The 21652-nt window shown below is 69.9% G+C and carries 14 protein-coding genes and 1 pseudogene; 10 read left to right on the forward strand and 5 right to left on the reverse strand.

All coding sequences use genetic code 11. From position 1 onward, the window contains the following. Nucleotides 1–200: 200 nt before the first annotated feature. The 5 genes and pseudogenes from ACFYPA_RS28520 to ACFYPA_RS28540 form a co-directional block, all read left to right on the forward strand. Nucleotides 201–382 (forward strand): annotated as a pseudogene (locus tag ACFYPA_RS28520) (IS5/IS1182 family transposase); the annotation flags it as partial. 294 nt (nt 383–676) lie between these two features. Beyond that, on the forward strand, nt 677–1072 hold the full coding sequence (locus tag ACFYPA_RS28525; protein WP_359318054.1) for a hypothetical protein: 396 nt from the start codon (nt 677–679) through the stop codon (nt 1070–1072). An 85-nt stretch (nt 1073–1157) separates the two neighbouring features. Next, nucleotides 1158–1658 (forward strand): hypothetical protein, encoded by a 501-nt coding sequence (locus ACFYPA_RS28530; protein ID WP_359083033.1) that lies wholly within the window; start codon nt 1158–1160, stop codon nt 1656–1658. A gap of 105 nt (nt 1659–1763) precedes the next feature. Beyond that, nucleotides 1764–5993: a hypothetical protein gene (locus ACFYPA_RS28535; protein ID WP_359318056.1), complete on the forward strand. Its 4230-nt coding sequence runs from the start codon at nt 1764–1766 to the stop codon at nt 5991–5993. Next, the gene (locus ACFYPA_RS28540; RefSeq protein WP_389134970.1) at nt 5990–9514 is read left to right on the forward strand and encodes a hypothetical protein; all 3525 of its coding nucleotides are present in this window, start codon (nt 5990–5992) and stop codon (nt 9512–9514) included. Before ACFYPA_RS28535 ends, ACFYPA_RS28540 begins: the two co-directional genes overlap by 4 nt. Before the next feature lie 292 nt (nt 9515–9806). Here the strand turns inward: ACFYPA_RS28540 and ACFYPA_RS28545 are convergent, their stop codons facing one another. Next, nucleotides 9807–10694: an NmrA/HSCARG family protein gene (locus tag ACFYPA_RS28545; RefSeq protein ID WP_389134972.1), complete on the reverse strand. Its 888-nt coding sequence runs from the start codon at nt 10692–10694 to the stop codon at nt 9807–9809. 92 nt (nt 10695–10786) lie between these two features. Between ACFYPA_RS28545 and ACFYPA_RS28550 the strand changes: the two genes are divergently transcribed. After that, a complete protein-coding gene (locus ACFYPA_RS28550) occupies nt 10787–11428 on the forward strand; it encodes a helix-turn-helix domain-containing protein (protein WP_359083037.1) in 642 nt (213 codons plus the stop codon). Nucleotides 11429–11839: 411 nt separating this feature from the next. Further along, nucleotides 11840–12478, forward strand: a complete 639-nt coding sequence (locus ACFYPA_RS28555) for a DUF4097 family beta strand repeat-containing protein (RefSeq protein ID WP_389134975.1) — start codon at nt 11840–11842, stop codon at nt 12476–12478. Nucleotides 12479–12484: 6 nt separating this feature from the next. Here ACFYPA_RS28555 and ppk2 read toward each other — a convergent pair whose 3' ends face one another. Beyond that, nucleotides 12485–13420 (reverse strand): polyphosphate kinase 2, encoded by a 936-nt coding sequence (gene ppk2 / locus ACFYPA_RS28560; RefSeq protein ID WP_359083209.1) that lies wholly within the window; start codon nt 13418–13420, stop codon nt 12485–12487. A gap of 859 nt (nt 13421–14279) precedes the next feature. Here ppk2 and ACFYPA_RS28565 point away from each other — a divergent pair. Then, on the forward strand, nt 14280–15647 hold the full coding sequence (locus tag ACFYPA_RS28565) for a tetratricopeptide repeat protein (RefSeq protein ID WP_389134977.1): 1368 nt from the start codon (nt 14280–14282) through the stop codon (nt 15645–15647). Between the two features lie 660 nt (nt 15648–16307). Here ACFYPA_RS28565 and ACFYPA_RS28570 read toward each other — a convergent pair. From ACFYPA_RS28570 to ACFYPA_RS28580, 3 genes are all read right to left on the reverse strand, one after another. Further along, complete coding sequence (locus ACFYPA_RS28570; RefSeq protein WP_389134980.1) at nt 16308–16538, reverse strand: DUF5133 domain-containing protein; 231 nt, start codon at nt 16536–16538, stop codon at nt 16308–16310. A gap of 43 nt (nt 16539–16581) precedes the next feature. Then, complete coding sequence (locus tag ACFYPA_RS28575; protein WP_389134983.1) at nt 16582–17034, reverse strand: hypothetical protein; 453 nt, start codon at nt 17032–17034, stop codon at nt 16582–16584. A gap of 281 nt (nt 17035–17315) precedes the next feature. Further along, the gene (locus tag ACFYPA_RS28580) at nt 17316–19475 is read right to left on the reverse strand and encodes a cellulose binding domain-containing protein (protein WP_389134986.1); all 2160 of its coding nucleotides are present in this window, start codon (nt 19473–19475) and stop codon (nt 17316–17318) included. 837 nt (nt 19476–20312) lie between these two features. Between ACFYPA_RS28580 and ACFYPA_RS28585 the strand changes: the two genes are divergently transcribed. After that, nucleotides 20313–20882: a hypothetical protein gene (locus tag ACFYPA_RS28585; protein ID WP_389134988.1), complete on the forward strand. Its 570-nt coding sequence runs from the start codon at nt 20313–20315 to the stop codon at nt 20880–20882. A 10-nt stretch (nt 20883–20892) separates the two neighbouring features. Then, complete coding sequence (locus ACFYPA_RS28590) at nt 20893–21648, forward strand: DUF6193 family natural product biosynthesis protein (RefSeq protein ID WP_389134990.1); 756 nt, start codon at nt 20893–20895, stop codon at nt 21646–21648. Nucleotides 21649–21652: the final 4 nt, after the last annotated feature.

The following is a 21652-nucleotide window of genomic DNA, read 5'->3' on the forward strand; positions in this document are numbered from 1 at the left end:
CGTGATGCACGGGTTGTCGACCCTTGCACCGAGCTTCACACCGTCCGGACGACCCTGGAGTCGACCGGACACCAACTAGCCGATGCCACCCGCCGCAAGCCGCTTCCCTGAGCGGCGAGCGGCATCCGGTAACCCGTACACGTTCGCATCAAACTTCATGCAAGGTGGCCGACCAGCGGACCAGGCAGTCCACCTCGATCAGGCCAGGGCCCGGAAAGCTCCACACCGACAAAGGCTGCGACGCCGCCCGCCTGCGACGTGGTTACGCCGGCGCGGCATCCAGCAGCGCATTGCGAGGAAAGGCGTCGAGTCCTCACAGCGGCTCCGCCGCCACCGTTGGGCGGTCGAACGCACCATGTCCTGGCTCGCCGGCTGCCGCCGGGCCGGTGGTGTCCGCTCGTGCTCCAGCCCGCATCTTTCCGACCGGTGGCACGGCCGTGGTGTGGGCGACACCCGGGGCCAGGGCCCGCGCCCGGGAGCGGTGCTCGCTGCGGGGGCCCGTGGCTGCGGGCGGACCTCGTACGGGACAGCTCTTGGCTGCCTGTCGTGAAACTCAGGCGAGTATTCGGGGAAAGATCACCGCCCCATGCCTCCATATGACGCGAAACACCAGACGAAGATAAGATGGGACAGGTCGTTACACCCTCCGATTACAGGCCGCTTCACGGGAGCAGTCATGGTCGACGTCGTTTTTGCCAGCGGTGACAATCCAATAACCCCGAGCATATCGATCATCCATGACGATGAATCGTTCCGTGTCGAATGGGTGGCCTTCAACGCCGGCGCCCAAGACCTTCCGTCCTTCGTCGACCGTCTGCTCGTCGAGAGGATTCCGGAAGGCTGCCCCGGTTCCGACGACACCGAACATGAGGCCGTCTTCGACAGCGACGTGGACGGGGACCCGGCGGACTTCACCGAACCGGATCTGCTCGCGGGCGACACGGGCCCGCTGATGGAGCCCCAGGTGGGGCCGTTTCCGGTCGGGGACTACCGGCTCACCGTGACGCTGGCCAACGACCTCGGAGTGGGGCACACGACGTTCCTCTGCGTTCCCGTCGTGGCCGCGGTCTGAACCGGCGGACAGGCGTGGGCAGAGGCGGTACCAAGGGCGGAACGGGACAACCGGTCCGGTGATACGCACGAGCCGAGGAGAGATCATGCCGTACGGCGGAGCAGCCGCGGGCCCCACGTGCCCGGGAGCGGCGACGGCGGACACCAACGTTTCGCTGAGCAGTTCCCATTGGTACGAAATTGTCAATGACACGGACGACCCGATCATCGTGGAAATCGTCTGTGAATTGTCTGATTCGGAAGGGAATACCGCGTCCGAGGTCCGACGCGAGTCGATAGCGCCGCAGAGCGACACGACCGCCACGCAGACGCTGTATCTGGTCGCCGCCTATCCCTCGCCGGGCCCGGTGACCGTCACGGCCACCACGACGCTGTCGGGCGATGTGTCGACAAGTGGGTCCAACATGTGCACCTTCAGCGTTTCGGAGGACGCACTGTTCACGAGGCCCCTCACCGTGAACGCGGGCGGCCCGCGGCTCTTCCGCCGTGTGCGGCGGACCCACGCGTCGCCCAGAAATCGTCGTCTGGCCTCCGCCGCGGCCCGCAGGAGCCGCTCGCTGGGAACCGGGGCCCAACCCTCGGGGTGAGTTCCCCAGTCCCGCGAGTGAATTGACGGCCCTTCAAGCGAGCTGGTGGCATGCGCCGCCCGGCGTCGGCTCACCTCCCGCTCTCAACAGGGAGATGTCAGCGTCGTGACCGATTTCGATCGTTCGGCCTTCCACCATCGGGTGGCCGTGCTTCCCTGGGATCTCGGTGAGTTCACCGCTTTCGTCCGCGGGGACGACGGCACGGTGGAGCATTACGAGGTCTTCGAGGGCGTTGTCATGGCCGGCCCCGAGCCGCTCGGAGGCCATTTCGACTCCGACCCGGTGGTGACCGTAGGCGATGACGGACGTCTGCACCTGCTCGGCCGGTCGGGGGTCAGGATCGTCGACTGGTCCTGGCCGGACGCGGGGCGCGTCCAGTTGCTGGGACCGCCCACCGAGGAGACTCTGCCAGGTTTCTGCGTCACCGACCCGGAGATCGTCCACGCCGGAGGGCTCCAGCTCTTCGCCCTCGGGGCCGAGGGATGCATCAGGCAGTGGACGCTCGGTGTTCGTGGCTGGAGCTCCCCGCGGAGGCTGACGCCGGACGTGGCGACCTCCGGGCCGACGGCCATCAGCCGCGCTCCGGGCGCACTCGACGTGTTCGCCGTTGACGGCGACGGCGCGCTGCGGCACTGGTGGTGGGCGGAGAACCGCTGGAACACCGAGGCGAGGGGCGGTCAGTCGCTGTCGGGCAGGCCCACCGTGGCCTCGTACGATCCCCGACGGCTCGACCTCTTCGCGGTGCGGACCGACGGGGTGCCAGTGCACTGGGGCTGGGACGGCGTCCGATGGTTCGACGCCGAAGAACGGCTGGACATGGAGCTCACCGCTTCCAGGAGGATCGCCGCCCGGGATGTGCAGCTCGTCACGTTCGGCCCCGAACTTCTCCTGCTGGTTGCCGGCACGAAGAACGACGGGACCGTGCGCTGGGTTCTGGAACCCGCGGCTCCGGGACGCCCCGCCGCCTGGCGCGGCCCCACCGAGACCGTGACCTCCCCCTTCCCACCCACCGCCTGGTCGACCGGGGAACACGCCGAGGTACTGGTGCGCGCTACCGACGGCGGCTTCAGCCGCGAGGACTTCACCCTCGACCCCGAGGGCGGCATGGGGGAGCCGGTGCCGCTGACCGGGGAGTCGGAGGGGCTGTTCCCCACCGAGCCGGCACCCGTGCCGCAATTCATGACCGCCCTTCCGGCCGATCCCGACATGCTGCTGATCAGACCGGACGACCTGGTCCTCCTCGGAGTGCGCTGGAACGGCTTCGAACTCCGGACCCCGGCGGGCGAACCGGCCGAACTCGTGCCGGGCCCGGCGGCGGAACTGACCGTCCTGTTCCCTCCGCAGCACGTTCTCGAGGAGGTCGTCGCGAGCGGAGGGCCTGCCGTGCCCACGGTGGACCCGTCCCTGACGGGCGGATTCCCCACCTGGCAGGCCGCCCTGGCGGGGGCGAGCCGGCTCGTGGTGGGATTCCGGACGGACGATCCTCCGGTCCGGCTGACGGCCGAGGGCGTCCTGGACGCCGTACGCCATGGCCGTCTGGTGCCGGCGAACGGCGTCCAGGACGAGAAGACGGCGATCGAGATCCCCTACGGGCTGGTGCTCTCCCCGCACCCGCCGGAAGGGCTGGACGTGCGTGCCACGCATCCGGCCGACGCCGTCAGGTCGGGGTCGAGCACGGTCGGCCTCTGGCAGACGACCGTCGCGGCGCAGGACACGGCCGCGGGCGCACCGGCCGGCCTGATTCTGCGCCCGGTCGACATGACCTCCGACGATCCGTTCCCCGTGGCGTTGCGCGGGGGTTCACGCGCCCGGATCATGCTGGAGGAGCCCACCGCGCGGATCGACCGACTCACCCTGAGCTCACTGGGCGGATCGCTGACCGCCGCAGGGTCCTGGGACACGTTCGAATGGGAACATCTGGCCGCGCTAGGCCGCGACCGGTACGTGCGTACGGCGACCAAAGGGGTGCTGTACCCCTTCGGGCACCGGGCCGAGTTCGTCGAGCTGACGGAACGCGTCTTCGAGGGAACCCGCGACGGGGCCGTGGCACATCTGCGGAAGTCGACGATTCTCAAGGTCACCGAACCCGTCCGGAGTGAACCGGCCGACGACGCACTCCGGGCGGCTTTTCCCTTCCACGAGGTGGAGATCGAGCGCACGTTCTACGAGGGGCTCGACAGCGAGCCCTGGGGGACTCAGGACTTCCCGGTGCCCGAACTGACCGGCCTCCTGGAGACCCGGGACCACTGGTCGGACCTGGCCGGTGACCTGTACGAGAAGTTGTACGGCGACATGGGGCCGGACGGGCGCAACCCCCCGGTCGAGGACCTCGCGGACGGTGTCACCCCCGACGCTGACGAGCCTCTCGACGACGCGGTCTTCGACCCCGACGATCCGGAGCCTCCTGTCACCCGCTCCTCGGCGGCGCGGCACTACCTGGATCTGCGGAATCAGGTCGCGCACATCGACGCGAAGATCGACGCCCTGCCGCACGGTGGGGTCGCTCCGCTCCCTGTCTACATCGTGCCGCGGGTCGGCGGTGTACCCGTCGACTTCCCGGTCCGTGCGGCGGGCCGGGCGGGTGACGTCCACCTGGCGATGCCCCTGGTGTTCGTGTCGGACATCGACCGCCCTCAGGGACTGCTCACACCGCCCTTCAACTCCCTCACCGACAGCGACATCGCGCGCAGGCTGGCGGAGACCTACCGGGATGTGGGCGACGGGGCCGTGGCGGCACACGGCGCCCGGATCGATCTCGTACGGTCGAGCGCGCCCGTGGAACAGGACGTCTGCGAGGTGGAGCGCCTGCATGTCGTGGGGACCCCGCACAAGGGCGGGTTCCGCCCGCGGCTCGGGGCGGCGCCCGGGCCCGGCGAGCAGCGTCGGCCGGGCGTGGACCGCTGGGCGTTCGACACCGCGCTTCCGGCGGTACGGGCGCTGGTCGGCGCGGACCGTCCACCGATGCGGCTGGCCCTCAGCGCTGCCCTGCTCGACTCGGCACCCGACCTGAAGGTCCCGTTCGAGGTACCCGAGGGGGCGGATGCGCTCGTCACCGACTTCGCCCGGAACAGCGCGCGCAGCGGCGGCATCGTGGCGCCCGACATCGTCGCGGACGGCATCTCCCGTCTGAACGGACCGGTCAACGTGGCCGGTCTGCTCGACCGGGCCGGCGGCCACCTGGACCCGAAGAAGATCCTCGGCGACGGAGCGACCCTCCTCGGTTACCGCTTGTCCGACCTCATCGACGCGACCGCGCTGAAGGAGCCGCCGACAATCCTGAGCGACGCCGCGGCAGGCGGCCCTCCGCGCATCACCCTGCAATGGCACGGCGTGAAACTCGCCACCGACGACGGATCGTTCGTCACCGGCGACGACTCCGTGCTGGACCTCGACGTCATCATGGCGCCGGAGGAGCAGACCATCAGCTGCACGGTGCGGAACGTGGCGCTGGCCCTTCCCGACCGGAGCGAGAGCGGCAAGCTCCTGGAGGTGAGCTTCGGCAGCATCACCTTCCTCCAGAGCGGCGGGCAACCGCCCACCCTCGAAGTCGAGGATGTCGGGGCGCAGTTCTCCGGGCTGCTGAACCTGCTGAAGGAGTTGCAGGAGGGCGTCGACCTCGGGGGCGCCGGGCCGCACATCGAGGCCTCGTCCGGCGGGGTCTCGGCCTCCTACAGCCTGCCGGTCCCGGACGTGACCGCGGGAGCCTTCCAGTTGACCGGGCTGGTGTTCCACGCCGGGATCGACGTTCCCTTCGACGACCGGCCGGTCACGGTCTCCCTGGCGTTCGCCAGCCGGGCAGCGCCGTTCAACCTTGCCGTGCTGATGTTCGGCGGCGGTGGATACGTCGACGTAGTACTCGACCGGACCGGACTGAGAAGGCTGGAGGCCGCGCTGGAGTTCGGCGCCTCGGTCGCGGTGAACTTCGTGGTCGCCTCCGGCGAGGTCCACGCCATGGGCGGTGTCCACCTCCTGAAGAGCGGAGACCAGTTCGACCTCAGCGGCTACCTCCGGCTGGGCGGCCACGTCAGTATTTTCGGGCTGGTCACCGTGTCCATCGAAGTGAGGATCACCCTCACCTACCGGAGCGGAACGAACGAGCTGGTCGGCCGGGCCACGCTGGTGCTGGAGATCGACCTGACGCTGTTCAGCGAGTCCGTCGAACTCGACACCGGCGACTGGGTACTGGCCGGCGGAGAAGGCCGGCGGCAACGCACAATCGCGCCGGTGGGACCCGGCCCGCAGCCCCCGCCCGTCGAGCCGGCCGAGCCGGCCGGTCCGGCCGCAGAGGAGTGGCGCGGCTACCGGTCCGCCTTCGGGGAAGGACCCACGTCATGAGCGCACTCGGCTGGATCGCCGTACCCGGGGGCCGGGTCGGGACGGAGGGCGCGCCGCTGCGCGTACTCGTCGTTCCCCGGCTGACCCGGCAACTGGCCGGCACGCCGATGGAGGACTGGCCCAAGACCGTCAACGCGGCGAACCCGCTCGTCGAGATCCGCGAGCCCGGACAGGCCGGACGCGCGGTCCCGGCCACGTTGCACCGCGACGCCCGCAGCGACACCTGGCAGGGCTTCTTCGGCCACGGAATCAAGGTCACCCCCTGGCAGCCGCCCGAGGGGTACCGGAAACCGGAGGTCAGCCCGACCCTGCGGGACCACGACGCCCTGATCGCCACCTACGCAGCCGCGGCGAGCAGCCCGGGCGACACGGAGGTCGTCCGGGACGAGTTGCGGAACTGGCGCCCGGGCCGCCCACCGGATCCCGCCTCCGACGAACAGCCGGTCCGAGAACCGGACTTTCCGACGCTCGACTTCCACCGGGCCGTCTCCTTCCTGCGGGACCACCCCTACGTACTGCACGCGCTCGGGCTGGTCGTCCGGCTGGACGTGCCGGCCGGCGCGCTGCCCACGAGCACCGAGCCGCCATACCCCTGGATCCGGGTGAGCTGGCCGGATTCACCGGTCACCGTCGAGTCTCCGTGGACCGCCTACGAGTTCGACGGCACCCACTTCCTGCCGGCCTCCGGCGGCGACATCCGGTCCGGATTCGTCGACCTGTCGGACTCCGACACCTGGAAGGTCGTCACGGTCGACGTCGACGGCGGAGTGGACAGACTCCGGGACACCGCCGGCACGGCGCTCGACGACGACGGGGGCACGGCGGACGAACCGCTGGTACTTCCCACACTGAAGTCCGCCGGGCTCCTGCTGGCACGTACCGACCGCGAGCAGCAGCTGACGGACCGCAGCGAGCGCGGACGCTCCAGCGCCCGGAACGGATCGCTCGCCGACCGGGTCCTCGGCGCGGAGGACCTGGTCCTCGGATACCGTCTCGACGTCCGGCCGCAGGACAGCAACACGTGGTTCTCCCTACAGGCCCGCATCGCCCGGTACACGGTCGACGGCCACCCGGTGGGTCCGGAGACCGACGTGCCGGAAGAGGGCCACCTCAAACCGAACATGATGGTCAAGAAGGAGGACGGCCTGCACACGGATCAGATCGTGGCCGGCTGGACTGGCTGGAGCCTGGCCGTCCCCCGCCCCGCCCTGGACGGTACGCAGCCGACGTCCACCCCCTCGGCACTCGCGGCCGAACGCATCCCCTACCGGTTCGTCGCGCACGTCGAGGTCGCCAAGGGGAGCCTTCCCGAACTTCGGTTCGGCCGCGCGTACCAGCTGCGCGCACGCGTGGCCGACATCGCGGGCGGCGGGCTCCTGCCGGACGACCGTCTCGCGGCCTCGCGCCCGACCGACGAGATCCCCTACACCCGGTGGGAGCCGGTCCCACCCCCGGAAGTGCTGGTCCCCGACGGCCTGCTCGTCGAGGACCCGCGGCACCCGGGCAGGTTCCGCGTGAACCACGAACTACTGGGACCGGGCGGCACCCTGGAACGGCTTGTCGTACGTTCGTCGCCCACCCCCGACGGGGAATTCCGTCCCGACGAGTTCGAGGGTGACCCCGCGTACCCCGAGAATGACCACCGCTCCTTCTCACCGCCCGCGACGACCTTCCAGCTCGCCGAGCAGCACGGGGTCCTCAGCGACCCGGCCGAGGACGGTCGCGACCGGGCCACCCGCGCCCTCACCGCCGCACCTGGCACGGGGCTCCCCGACCCGGCCGCCCTCGGAGCCGCCGCCACCGTCATGCCGGAGCCCGCCGGTCCGCCCCGCCGCCTCACCGACGCCCGCCCCTGGGCCGGTACCTGGCCCGACCACCAGCCCAAACACGTCAAACTCGTCCCCGCCGGCGACCGCGACGACCCGGCGAGCGTGAACTGGAAGACCCCGCAGGGAACGCCGGCCGCGGAGTCCTCGACGGTGTGGATCTCCGTGCCGCCCGGGCAGCGCGTCAAGGTGGAACTGACCTCGACGATCCTGCAGGACAAACTCGACTGGTTCGAGATCAAGCGGCTGGTCACCGCGGACACCGACGGCGATACGGACGGGAACGGTGTGGCGGACTCCGACGACACCGGCGACCTCGACGCGGGCAGGGCCGCACTCAAGGGCCGGCATCCCATGCTGACCCCGCCACGCCGGCTCGAACTCGTCCACGCAGTCCGGCGCCCGCTCAACGCCCCGTCGGGATCCCTGACCTCGTCGAGGCCCCCCGGCAGCACTCATGCCGTCCTCGAACCCCACGACGGGATCTTCGGCGTGCACACGCCGAGCACCGCCCAGCTGGACATCCGCGCGCACTGGGACGAATGGGGTGACACCGACGCCCCCGCCCCCACCTCGGTCCCCCTGCCCCCGCTCACGGTGTCCCGCGGGGCACGTGCGCTGGCCGAGATCCGCCCGGAGTTCGGCGACACCAAGCACCGGAACATCCGCTGCTCCGTCACCGCGATCAGCCGCTTCCGCGATTGCTTCGCACCCACCGACGACGAGGAACAGTTCCGCGCGAACACCGTCCTCGGCCCGGTGTCGGTCAAGAGCAGCGCGCTGCCCCCGCCACCCGTGATCGTGTCCGCCGTCCCCGCATTTCTCTGGTCGGACGAACCCGGCCCCGAGGGGGGAATCGTACGGAAGCGCTCCGCCGGCCGGCTGCGCGTCGAACTCGGCCGGCCCTGGTACACCACGGGCGAGGGGGAATGCGTCGCCGTGATCGTCCTGCCCGGCGACGAGGACTCCGTCCTCGACGAGGACCGACCCCTGGTGTCCTGGATCAACCGCGACCCGATCCATTCGACACCCTCCCCGAAGGCGCTGGCCGACCCGTCCATGTTCGCCGGTGCCGTTGCCCCGGTCGACGTACCGCTCGTGGAGACCGGCCACGGCGTCCGGGTCCTTCCCTACCCGGTGTTCCGCGACGAGGGCCGCTGGTACGCCGACATCGAGATGCCGGGGGCGGCCTCCTCGTCGTACTGCCCCTTCGTGCACCTGGCGCTGGCCCGCTACCAGCCGGAGAGCCTGGACGGCCTGAGCCTCTCCCGTGTCGTCCGCACGGACATGGTCCCGCTCCTCCCGGACCGTGCCCTGGAGGTCCGGGAGGAACCCGACGGCCTGCGGATCGCCCTCACCGGCCTGAGTCGCGGGGGAAACCGGCCCAACCGCGTCTTCGCGTCGGTCGAACGGTGCGACGCGCCGGATGTACCGGGCGCACCCGTCGACCTCACCTCGCTCACCGGAACACCGCCGGGCTTCCCTGTGTGGGAACGCGTCGCCGGTGCGACGGTCTCCGGCCACACCGGTGAGCCGCTGCCGCCCCTCACCGCTCCGGCCGGCCCCGGCCGTCTGAGGGTCCTCGTCCGAGAGGTCGAGGACATCACCCCTTCCTTCGGCGCGGCCGTCGGCACCACCCGCGAACTCGCGGACCGTACGGTGTACACGGCCGTCGTGCCGCTGCCGTTGATGTGAGGACGGCCGGTCCCGAGAGGGAAGAGCCTCGGACCGGGAGCCGCTCAGGGGGTTCGACCGCGGGTGGCTGTACCCGACGGGACGGCCGTGGCGGCGCGGCCCTGACTCGTACGCACGAGCTGATCGTCGCAGGTGAAGCCGGCGACCGAACAGTCCTGGTGCAAGGCGATTCCCTTCGACCAGGCCCGGGCGCCGTCGCGTCTCGCCGTCTCCCGCGGCGGAGTCCGATCCGCCGATGCAGGGGCGGCCAGGGTGGCGCTGGACGTTGGTGTACTGGTCTGTGCCGTGGCGGCTACGCAGTCAGAGAGCCCAACTGCGCCAGGAGGCGTTCCTTGCCCGATCGTTCCAGCCAGGTGCCGAAGTCCATGAGCTCGGGGAGGGCCCTGCGCATGGGCGCGAGGTCGATGTCGTAGAAGCTCTCGTTGGCCCAGGCCATCACCTTCGCCACCTCCGGGGCGTGCTCCCGCAGCACGTCGAGCGGTACCTGCGTGTGGGGGATTGAGCGGCCGGCCGCCCTGCCCAGTGCGTCGGCGATCTGCGGGGCAGTCAGCTGGTCGCCGGCGATCTCCATCGTCCGGCCCGCGTAGGTGACGGGGTCGGCGAAGGCCAGCGCGGCGAAGGCGCCGACGTCGTCGATGGCGATCAGTTTCATGACCACGTCGTCGTGCCAGGGCACGTTGAGCGCGCCGTTCTGGAAGAACCGCGCTGGGCTGGTGAAGTCCTCCATGAACGCGGCGGGACGCAGGATCGTTGCGGGGATGGCCAGTGTGCGGAGGTGCTGCTCGATGTGCCATTTGTCGATGGCGCCCCAGCCCTGCTCCACGTAGAAGCGGTTCTGCTGCTCCACGCCACCGACTGAGGAGTACACCAGGTGCTGCACTCCGGCGGACTGGGCGGCCTCCGCGATGTTCTTCGCCTGGGTGGTCTCGTCGGGGTTGTCGGGCTGGACGCTGTACGCGCCGTACGCCCCGCTCATCGCCGCGTCGAGGGAGGCGCGGTCGTCCAGGTCGCCGTGGACGAGTTCGGCGCCGGCGGCGGCGAGCGCTGTAGCAGCCGGGGCGTGGTCGTCCCGGACGAGGGCCCGGACCCGCCAGCCGGCGGCGAGCAGATGGCGGGCGGTCGCGCCGCCCTGGTTCCCGGTGGCGCCCGTGACGAGCACGGTTTTGGCGTGAGCGTCCATGGCGATCTCCTCTGCAACCCTGAATTGTTCTTGCATTTGATGCGAGTATGCACTGAGTGCAAGTTAGCCGTCAATGCATTAACCTCTACGTCATGGCCAGACATGAGACCGCCGCCCCGGAGCCCTCCCTGCGCGAACGGAAGCGGGCGCGCACGCGCCGGGCGCTTATCGACGCCGCCGCGGAGCTGTTCGCGCGCCAGGGCTATGACGAGACGACCGTCGCCGAGATCGCGGCGGCGGCGGAGATCGGCACCCGGACCTTCTTCGGGTACTTCGCCAGCAAGGAAGACCTCCTGTTCCCCGACAGCGACGCCCGCGCGCGGGCCACGATCGCGGCGATCGTCAACCGCGACCCGGCTGAGGGCCCGGTGGACGTGCTGCTGCGGGCGCTCGACTCCATCGCCGAGAGCGATGCCGACATGGTGAGCCCGATGGCCGACGTGCGGATGCGGCTGTTCCACACCGTCCCCGCGGTGCGGGGCAAAGCGCTGCAGGTCCAGCTCGCGGCCCAGCGGGAGATCGCTCGCGAGCTGCAGGTGGCGTTCCCCGAGGAGCTGGACCGGGTGACCGCGGCGGCGCTCGCCGGAGGGCTGACGGGAGCGGTGAGTGGCGCACTTGACGCACTCATCGGCGAGGACGGCATCGACGGCGCGGACGCCGACCACTTGCGGACGCGGGTGCGGCAGGCGACAGAAGTGGCGTTGCGCCCGTGGCGTCAGACCGCCGGGGAGTAGTCCGTGCTTCGACCATGTCGAGTTCCCGATCGCTGAGGCCGGGTCCGATCTCATCGTTGGAAGGGCGTGACACATCCAGGTCTGGACCCGGACGACTTCTCCGATGCGGTGCTCGCTCGGTACCCGGGGCTGTCGGAGCGCGGTGCGGCAATGTGGGCGAAGGCCCGCGAGGCGCTTGGGGGCATCCGGTGGGGGAGCGGAGGACCCGCCGCTGTCTCGCTGAGCCACGGCCGTGTGCCATGGGATGGCTTTGCGCTGGGAAGACGAGAAGACATGAACCTCACGACATTCACGCATCGATCGCGATGGGCAGCACTGTTGGCCGCCGTTCCCTTCCTGGCCGCGTGCGGCGGGGGCCCCGGCGCAGGGCTCGATGGGGCACCGTCCGACCTGGGCCGGGGATCGCATCTGGTGATCACGACCGACAACGGCGTGCGTCTGCGGCCGGCCGAAGGCGACGGGGCGGTCATCGAGGCCCGGATCGACAGCCGTTGGTCCCACCGCGACGACACCTGGGTCCTCGACCTGTCCTGCCCCGGGGACGAGGAGCCCGCGCCCGACGAGCAGGGTGATCATGAGGACGGGCAGTGCCCCCGCATGCCCGTGGTCGGCATCCCCGTCGGCGTCCCGGTCACGGTCACCGCCAGGAACGCGGGCATTGATGTGGTTGGCGTCGCGACGGCGCTGGACCTGACCACTGTCAACGGGGACGTGACGGTCGCCCGGTCCGGCCTCGACGACGCCACCGTCCGTCTGGTCACCCACAACGGCTCCGTGCGCGCGGGAACCCTGAGTTCGGCGCGTCTGCACGCAGAGACCGTCAACGGTGACGTGACGCTCGGCAGCACCACCTCACCGGCCCGTCTTGACGCCGCCACGACCAACGGCTCCGTGCGGGTGTCGCTGCCCCGCGACGCGCCCGAGTACGCCGCCGACGCGACGACGCGGAACGGCCGGACCGCGGTGGCGTTCCCCTTCGCCACGGAGCGGAACGGGCACAACATGACCCTGACCACGGTGAACGGTGACGTCACCGCCACGCGCGGCTGAGCGCGATCAGGGATGTTCACCCGGCCCCTCGGCGTGCGGGGCGAGACGGGTGGGCGAGAGAGCGGTGTCCTCCTCGCCCGGTTCCAGCAGGGTGGCGGCCGGGCCCACGACGAGGGGGTCCGGCTTGCCGACCGCCTCGTCGCTCTTCGCCGTGTAGTCGATGCGGGCGAGCAGACTGCGCATCGCTTCGAGGCGTGCCCGGCGCTTGTCGTTGCTCTTCACGACCGTCCAGGGCGCATGCTCCGTGTCGGTGGCGCGGAACATGTCGACCTTCGCAGTGGTGTAGTCGTCCCAGCGATCAAGGGAGTCGATATCCGTGGGCGAGAGCTTCCACTGGCGGACCGGGTCGACCTGGCGGATGGCGAAGCGTGTGCGCTGCTCGGCGCGGGAGACCGAGAACCAGAACTTGACCACGATGATGCCGTCGTCGACGAGCATCTTCTCGAACTCCGGACACTGCCCGAGGAAGAGCTCGTACTCGGACGGAGTGCAGAAGCCCATGACGCGTTCGACTCCGGCCCGGTTGTACCAGGAGCGGTCGAAGAACACGAGCTCGCCGGGCGCCGGCAGATGGGCCACGTAGCGCTGGAAGTACCACTGGCCGCGCTCGCGGTCCGTGGGCTTGTCCAGGGCCACGATGCGCGCACCACGTGGGTTGAGGCGCTCGGTGAACCGCTGGATGGTGCCGCCCTTTCCGGCCGCGTCCCGCCCCTCGCAAACCACCACGACCCGTGCGCCGGTGCTCTTGGTCCACCGCTGGAGCTTGAGCATCTCGATCTGCAGGATGCGCTTGATCCGCTCGTACTCCCTGCGGTGGATCTTGCGGTCGTAGGGGTAGTTCTCGCGCCAGGTCCTGATCGGCCTGCCCGCTTCGTCGAGCAGAATCGGCTGCTCAGGCCGGCTGGTATCGACGGTCAAACCGTCCAGCAGCTGCTTCTCCATCCGGTCACTATCCACCTGATCAAGCCTGTCACCCGTGCGGGCGTAGCGCCACCAGGCGGTTGGGGCGGTGAGCGAGAGCCGCCCGCGCACCCCTCCTTCGAGCGTGCGGCGCATCTTCTCAACCTGTTTCTTCATCAGGTCGTCGGAGCGCATGTCGTGCCAGATGGTGCCCTCCCACGTGAAGTACTGAGGGTCGCGGTCGCGTAGGAGGACGGGCTCGAGGTGCCCGTTGTCGGCGTACAAGTGAACGTGGCTCTGGCAGGATTTTCGTGGCCGGAGATCATCTCGGGGACTGTAGGGCTGGCCGGTCCACGTAGCGTCGACGGAGGTGGGCGATCAGGACGACGCGGTGGGGGAGAAGGGAGACGCCAGCGCGCGCGTCCTACATGAGGCGTTTCTGCGGTTTGACGTCAGTGATGCGACCTGCGTCGACCCCGGAGTTGAAAGGGGTGGTGATCCCCTGGGCGACGGCATGTCGGTCTTCGTGCAGGGCTCGGGCAAGGCCAGGCGCGGGTGGGTACCTTCACGCTGTGGTCATCATCATTCCGGGTGCCGAACCGATGTGACGCCGCCGTCCTGCCCAGGACGGCGGCGTCCTGCTTCCCGAGATCGGCTCAGCCGACGTGCCTGCGGCTGTCTGCCGCTGGCGGTTCAGCTGGCGTCATCTGCGCTCAACTCGCCCTCCGGGAAGCGCCGCTCCCTCACGACGTTCGCGCGACGTCTGGCCGAAGAGGGTCGCCGCCACGGCGCGTTCGACACCGAAGTACGAGCCGGCTTCGCACTGTCATACCGCACTCTCTCTCCCACCGCGGCACGTGTCTTCCGCGGTCAAGGACTGGTCGCCGCCACTTCCCTCAGCGTGCCCTGCGTCGCCGCCCTGACCGGTCTCGGCGAGGACGACGTGGAAGACGCCCACGACGAACTGTTGGATGCCTACCTTGCCGAGCCGTCGGGCCCGGACGGCGACCGGTTCCATCTCCACGACCTGCTACGGCGTTTCGCCCGGGAACAGGCCCGGGACGAGGACGGCGAGCAGGAGTGCGCGAGGGCCATGGCCCGGCTGCGCGCCTGGGCCGTCGCCCTCGCCACCGACAACATCCAGGCGCTGCACTCCCCGGACACGGCGGAAGCCGGCCGAGCCCGCCGACAGTTGGACGCGGAAGGAACGGTCCTCGTCACTGTCGTGGAACAGTCGACACCGCAGAGCGGTGGCGCGGCCGATGCCGTCGCACTCGCCCTGTGCCTGGAGCCCTGGTTCGAAGCCGGCAGCCATTACGAGGCATGGCGGCGGGCGTACGAGAGCGCGCTGAATCATGCCCTCGCCTCGGGTGACGAAGCCTGCGCCGTACGCCTCCTGCTCGGCCTCGGCGACCGCAGCCGCCTCCTGCGCGACCACGCCGGCGCCGAGCACCGTCCAGCGGACGCCCTGCAACGCGCCCAGAACCTCGGGCAGCCCCAACTGGTGGGCCAGGCACACTTCCAGTCCGGCATGCTCCTGCGCGAACGTGGACGATACAACGAGGCGATCAGTCACCTGAGCCTGGCCGTCGACGCCCTCACCGGCGAGGACAGCCATGCTCTGGCCCAGTCCCACAACAACCTCGGGCACACCCTGCGGCGCCTCAAGCGATATGAGGAGGCTGCGGCCCACCTGCGTCAGGCGGCCGCGATCGCCGCCCGGCTCGGTGACCGCACCGTGACCGGCTGGGCCACAGCCAATCTGCTCGCCACCCTCCGCGCGCAGAACCGGCTTTCCGAGGCGCAGGCGTGCTACGAGCCCGGCCTGGCGGCGTTCGAGGCCGTCGGGCACCGGCTCGGACAGGCATGGATGCACTGCCACCTGGGCGCCGTGCACGCGCAGCAACAAGAGTGGCCCCAGGCCGTCGACCTGTTCACCCTCGCGGTCGTCCAGTTCACCGCAGTGGACGACGCCTACGGTCTGAGCGCCGCGTACGGCGGACTGGCGGACGCCCACCGCGCGCAAGGAGACCTGGGCCAGGCCGCGACCCTTTTTGCGCGAGCCGCAGACCAAGCGGAGCAGGCGGGCGACGTGCACCGCCGCGCACTTGCTTCGCTCTGCCGGCTCACGACGCTTCGGGACCTCGGCAACGCCGCCACACCCGATCAGGTCTCCAAGGCTGAATCAGCCGCGCAAGCGGCCCTGACCGCCCTGGACGAACCGCGGCGGCGGGCCGTACTACGAAATCCGCGATGGTCCCTGGACTGAAGAGCAAGCGTCGGGGTTGTTGCATGAGGTGACTGCGCCCAGCGCAGTCAGTCCAGCGTGCACGCAGCGGGCCCATGCCAGACGTCCCGTGCTGGAACCACCCCGACGGCGGCGCGCCCGAGGTCGCGGTGCGCCTTGGCCGGGGCACTGCGTCTACGGGCCCGAACTGGCTGCTGCGCCGTGAGGTGGCTCAGCTGCGGCAGGCTATGTGGCCCCGGCCGGGCGATGGACGAAGTCCGCGGCATGGTTGCGCGATGGGTCCGTGCACGGTGGAGGAGGCGTGGGGTGCGCTGGGGGAGGTGTCACAGCACACCGACGTCAAGCTGGGGGTGGTGGCGGGGCATGTGACGGCTCTCGCGAGCGGTCATGCTCTGCTTGGGGATATGCGGCGTGCTCCGGCTCTGGCCCTGCAGGGCCGGCGTCCGGGGTGGCCGTGACTATGGGCGGCCTTCCGCCTGGTGAGGGGCTGTTCCAGTTGAGTACCCTTGCCGCTGTTCGCCGGGTCTGTTCGGCGGTGTGCTGGGCATCGGCGGGGATGTCGCCGCGCTCGGCTATCAGGATGTCGTAGATCGGCGCGTCGGCCTGGTCCGCGGTAGCCACGTGGTTTTTTGTCCTTGCGTATCGGCCGCCCGCTGCGCATCGGCGCCCGGGCGGCAGGCTTCAACTGCCGGTCAGGACGGAATCGTCGTACGTCCGGGCGCCGGGCAACTGGTGCCGGGCGGCGATGAGGGCGGCGTCCACGTCACGGGTGCCGGTGGACACGCACAACGTGTAGGCGACGTCGTCCATCCGCTGCTGCGCCTCCGTAGTGCCGGCCTGGGCGCGCAGAACCTGCAGAGCTTCGTACTGTTCGATCAAGCTCCGCAGCATTGCGGGGTGGGCCATCAACACCGGTGATCTCCTTCCGTCTTGCGGGTCCGGCAGAGCCATGGCCTCAGCTACCCGGTATTTCGGCAGGCATGCCCGTTCCGCGGCCGTTCCGCGGCCGGTTGCGCGACGGGGTGACGGTGCGCACCTTCGGTTTGGCGGGGCCGGTCCCGGTGACGGGTTCGGCAGCCCCGGGGGGCCAGGTGGGTCTGGCCACTCGGAGCGGCCGGTGGAAGGAGCGTGGTGCGGGCCGCAGGCGTGAAGGGAATGCCACCGCGGAATTCGGTGGAGGCGGCCGGTGGTGCGGGCCGGAGAAACGGCCGATCACGCTGTGGCGGGGTCCGATATACCCCTTCAGCCGGTTGGCTTCGTAGGCGGTGACGAAGAGCGTTTGATGCCGAGTTTCGGCAGCGGATGTTGATCCGGCCGAGTAGGAGTCGGTGCCAGTCTCGATGATGGTGCCACCGAAGGTGAGGCGGTCGACGATGGCCGCGCAAAGAAGCGGGTCGGTGAACGTCATTGTCGAGCCGCCCGGCCCGGGCGCCGGGCATGATCCCGCCCGGTAGGCGCGGCATTGGTCGGACAGCCGTCTGCCCAGCGGATACGCCCCTCGACGTGTTCGTAGGGCACTTCCGGCGTCCCCACATGGCACAGGTGGTAGATCGCTCTTTGTGGGGTCCAGTGCGGTCCAGGTCGGACGCATAGGGTCAGGTCAGCTCACTGTGCCTCCTCTGGGTGCGGGCGACGATCCTCACGCGCGGCCCGGCCCGCCGGAGGGCGGGCCGGGCCGCAGGTGGCAAGTCAGGAGGTGCGACAGATTGTTCCGTTGAGGGTGAACGCTGTCGGGGTGGGGTTGGCGCCGTCGTTGGCTCCGACGAAGCCGAAGGTGGCGGTGGAGCCGCCGCGCGGGGCCAGGTCGGCGTTGGCGCCGTTGTCGGTCACATGGACGCGCGTGCCCGACCCGGTGACGTTCGCGTTCCAGGAGCTCTGCACGGACTGGCCGGTGGACGGCCAGGTGAAGTCCAGGGTCCAGCCGTTGACCGGGGCGTCACCGACGTTGGAGACCGTGACGGTGGCGACGAATCCGCTGCCCCAGCCGCTGTCGATCCGGTAGTTGACCAGGCAGCTGCTGTCGCGCGGAGCCGTGGTGGCGAAGGTCAGCGGTTCGGAGGGGCGCGAGAGGCGGCCGTCGGCGTCCCGGGCCAGGACGTTGACCGTGTGCTCGGAGCCCGGCGGCAGGTTGTGCAGCGTCGCCGAGGTGGAGGTCGAGGTGGCGAGCAACTGGGCGTTGGCGCCCAGGCGTTCGTACACCTCGTAGCGCACCGCCTTGCCGTTCGCGGGGGCGGTCCAGCTCGCCGTGGCGGTCGAGCTGTCCACCGCGGTGGTCCTCGGTGCGCCGGGCGCGCCGACCGAGGCCGCGGCGGCGTGCGGGGCGACGGTGATCGTGGTGATCGAGTACGGCGGCAGCACCTGGTCTCCCCCGGTGGTGGAGGCCACCCGAGTGATATCGGTGTCGCCGCGGCCGTACCGGTGCACGACCGGTGCCTGGGTGGTGGGGGTGTATCCGGCGTAACTAATGTCTGCTGTGCGGGAGTTCAGTGGGTCCTTGTTGATCAGCATCACGCTCAGCGTGCCGTCGGCCCGGAGCACGGCGTGCGCGGACACCTGGTCGCTGTCGGTGGAGGAAGCGACCATCGTGTCGCCGGGACGGCCCAGCTGGGTCAGCGACTTGAGGCCGTAATACGGGTGGAACGGCGTGTTCACGGCCGGCTGGCAGACGTCGCCGACGCAGCCGCCGCTGGAGAGCAGGCCGAAGTCGTTGAAGTCGGTGTCGCCGTCCACCGTCTCCACCTTGTCGGGCCCGTTGTGGACGTTCCACCAGTCGACGTTGAAGACGCCGTTCTCCAGCGCCGTCATGTAGGTGTCCGCGGCGAACAGGCCGTTGGGGCGGCTGTTCATCTGGACGTTGGAGTTGACCTCGGTAAGCGCGATGCCGATCCTCGACGAGCGTTCCCCGGCGTACCGGTCGATTTGCCTGCGGACCTCGCGGAGTTGTCCGGGCAGCCGGGCGGTCCGGTGCAGGGCGTCGTCGGCGGTGGCGCCGCCCGGGTAGGAGTGCACGATGGCGAAGTCGATCGTCCCGGCGACCGCGGACAGCACGGTGTGGTTCCAGTCGGCCGAGTCGCCCGGGCCGGAGATGCCGTCCGGCCAGTCGCCCGGCGTGGTCAGCACCGCACCGATCTTGATCGTCGGGTCGACGGCCTTCATCGCTCCGGCGTAGGCGAGGACGTTGCGGACGTACTCGCGCGGGCTCTTGTCCGGGTGGTCGTCGGCCTCCCAGCCGCTGCCGTAGTGGCCGTTGCCGTAGATCTCGTTGCCGATCTCCCAGTACTTAGCCCCATAGCCGCGGGTGACGTTGGCGTACCGGACCCAGTCGGCGGCCTCCTGGGGGGTGCCGGTGCCGTAGTTGGCGATGATCATCGGCTGGGAGCCGGAGGCGCGGACGCTGCCCATGAACTCGTCGAAGGTGGTGCCGGGAGCCACATAGCCGCCCGGGGCGGTGTGGTCCTTCCAGTGGTAGATGTCGCCGTAGGAGCCGCCCGGATAGCGCATCATGCCGACACCCGCCTCGCTCAGCAGGCCGGTCACCTCGGGGTCGTTCATGTGCGAGTCCCAGAGCGCGTGGTTGACCCCGAACGCCGCCTTGTCGATCGTGCCGAGCCCCACTCCCGCGTTGACGGAGACCGCGACGGCCGACGCCTCGTCGGCGGCCGCAGCCGCTGCGGCAGGGTCCGCAGTGGCCCGGCCGGTCGCGGCTGGTGCCGGGGGAGCGGCGGCGAGGGCGGCGACCGTGGCCAGGGCGCAGACGAGCGCTGCGGCGGCGCGTCTGCCCACGGGACGTCCAGTTCTGTGGGCCGGCCGGCCTAACCGGCCGGTGGCGGGGAGGTATGCGAGCGGCATGACGTGTCCTCCTCGGACGAGCGCCGCGTCGGTCGGCAGGACGCCCGGTGTGAGTGGTCGATGGATGCCATAGGCGCGGCATCTATGGGAGCGCTCCCATGATGATGGAGGGGAGGCATGACCGCGTCAATGGTGCGGACGAGGACATCCCGATCTCCCGTCACCGGGAGGCGGTTTGGCGGATCGGTGCCCTACGCTGCTCGGGCAGGGTGCGGTTCTCGGCGGGCCTTCCGGAGCGGCGGCGCCAGATGGCCTTCGCGGCGACACCGGCGGCCGGGAAGCCGGCTGGCCCTACCTCGCGAAGCTGCTGTGGGCCGGGCCTCAACGTCGAACCCGGTGATCTGCCGACCTCGGACAGCCGGACCTACCCGGTCGAGCTGATCCGCGCCATCACCCCGGTCTGGCTCTTCGCCGGCCAACGCAGTGACGAGATCGCCCAGCTGCGGGTGGTCTGCAGCCGCCGGCAGTGCGACGGCCTGCCCATCCCCGGCGGCTCGGGCGAAGTCCTTGCCCGCGACGCGGTCTGCCTGCTGGATGCCCCCACCGTAAGACCACCGCCTTCACCAAGCCCGTCGACCCACTCCTGGGCAAGGCCATTGATGCAAGGCAGGCCGTCAGACCCGCCCAACCGCAGAGGCTCGACCACAAAGCCGGCGAGTCGACCGACTTCCTGTTCGCCCGCCGCGCCCGCCGGGTCGCCAAGCACAACATCAACACGGCGATCATCCCGATGCTCTGCCGCAAGGCCGGCGTCCCCACAGGTGACGTCCGCGGCAACATCACCAGACACCGGGCCGGTTCACGATCGGCAGCCGGCTCTACAACGCCAAGGAGCCCATGACGCTGTCCGAACTGCAGGAATGGCTTGGTCGCCGCACCCCGGAAGCGACGGCCCACTACGCGAAGATCACCCCGAACACCCTGGCCAGGGTCTACAACGACGCCGACTACTTTGCCCGGAACGTTCGCACCATCGCGGTCCTCGTCGACCGCGACGAGGTCGCCTCAGGCGCCGCCGCGAGCGGCGAACCCTGGCAGTACTACGACCTGGGCCACGGCTGGTGCACCTACAGTTTCCTCGAGCAGTGTGAGCACCGCATGGCCTGCGCGCGCTGCGACTTCTACACCCCGAAGAACCGCAGCCGGGGCCAGCTGCTGGAGGCCAAGGACAATCTGCAGAAGCTGCTGGCCAACATCCCCCTCACCGAAGACGAACACACCGCCGTCGACGACGGCCAAACTGCCCTCGACCAACTCCTGGCACGACTCACCGATGTCCCTGGCCCGACACCACGCCACCTCGGAACACCCGCGACAGCCACACTGCTACCCCTCGTCGAGGTCCGGCACAGCACGAAGCCTGCGGCAGGCAACGAAGAGCGGTCCACCACCGGCAGCACCAACTGAAGGGCGAAGCGTGACGTCTCAACCGGTCCCGGACCTGACCAGTCTTTATCCTGAACTCGGCCGGGACGGCACCCTCCAGATCGCCTTGCAGAAGGCCGTTGACCAGGCCGGATACCGGTTCGACGTGCTCCTCGAACGAGCTCCGGGGTGGAAGCGAACAGGAGCCCGGGCAGACGGTGACAGCCGGGCGACGAGCGTTCACCTGGGCATTCAGGACCGCTGCTTCGTCATGAGCTTCTGGGAAGGCGGTGTCGCGATGGCCAAGGGCACGACAACCAGTTTGAACGAGGCTGCCACGGCTACGGGGGACTGGCAGTCCGGCGCGACCTTGGAAGATCTGCAATCTGCATGCCCGTTCGTCCACTACGGCCCGCTCGCCGAGGCCCACGAGCGCGGCGATGCGGTCGAGACCATGTGGACGATCTACCGGCAGACCGCGGCATCACACGTCGACCAGGACCTCATCGAAGCGTGTTACGCCCAGCCGCAGCTTCGCGCTCTGTTCCCCTTCCACAGCCACCGGTCGCTGAACTTCAGCCGCTGCACCGGCTTTCCCTACACCCACGACGTTCCAGTGGTTACGCCCGTGGACGGGAGATACCGCGTCACCTGGTGGGAGACCCGCTCGCCTCAAGGGCCGGCGGACATCGGAGAGGCTGACAACCCGCGTGACGCAGTCGCCTTGGTCGTCGCCCACCTTTCCCCCGAGTGCGGGCCGGCAGTCGCTGGCACTGCCAATGATCTTGGCAAGTCAAATTCCACATAACCCC

The sequence above is a fragment of the Streptomyces sp. NPDC005775 genome (assembly GCF_042871565.1).
In the GTDB taxonomy this organism is placed as follows: domain Bacteria; phylum Actinomycetota; class Actinomycetes; order Streptomycetales; family Streptomycetaceae; genus Streptomyces.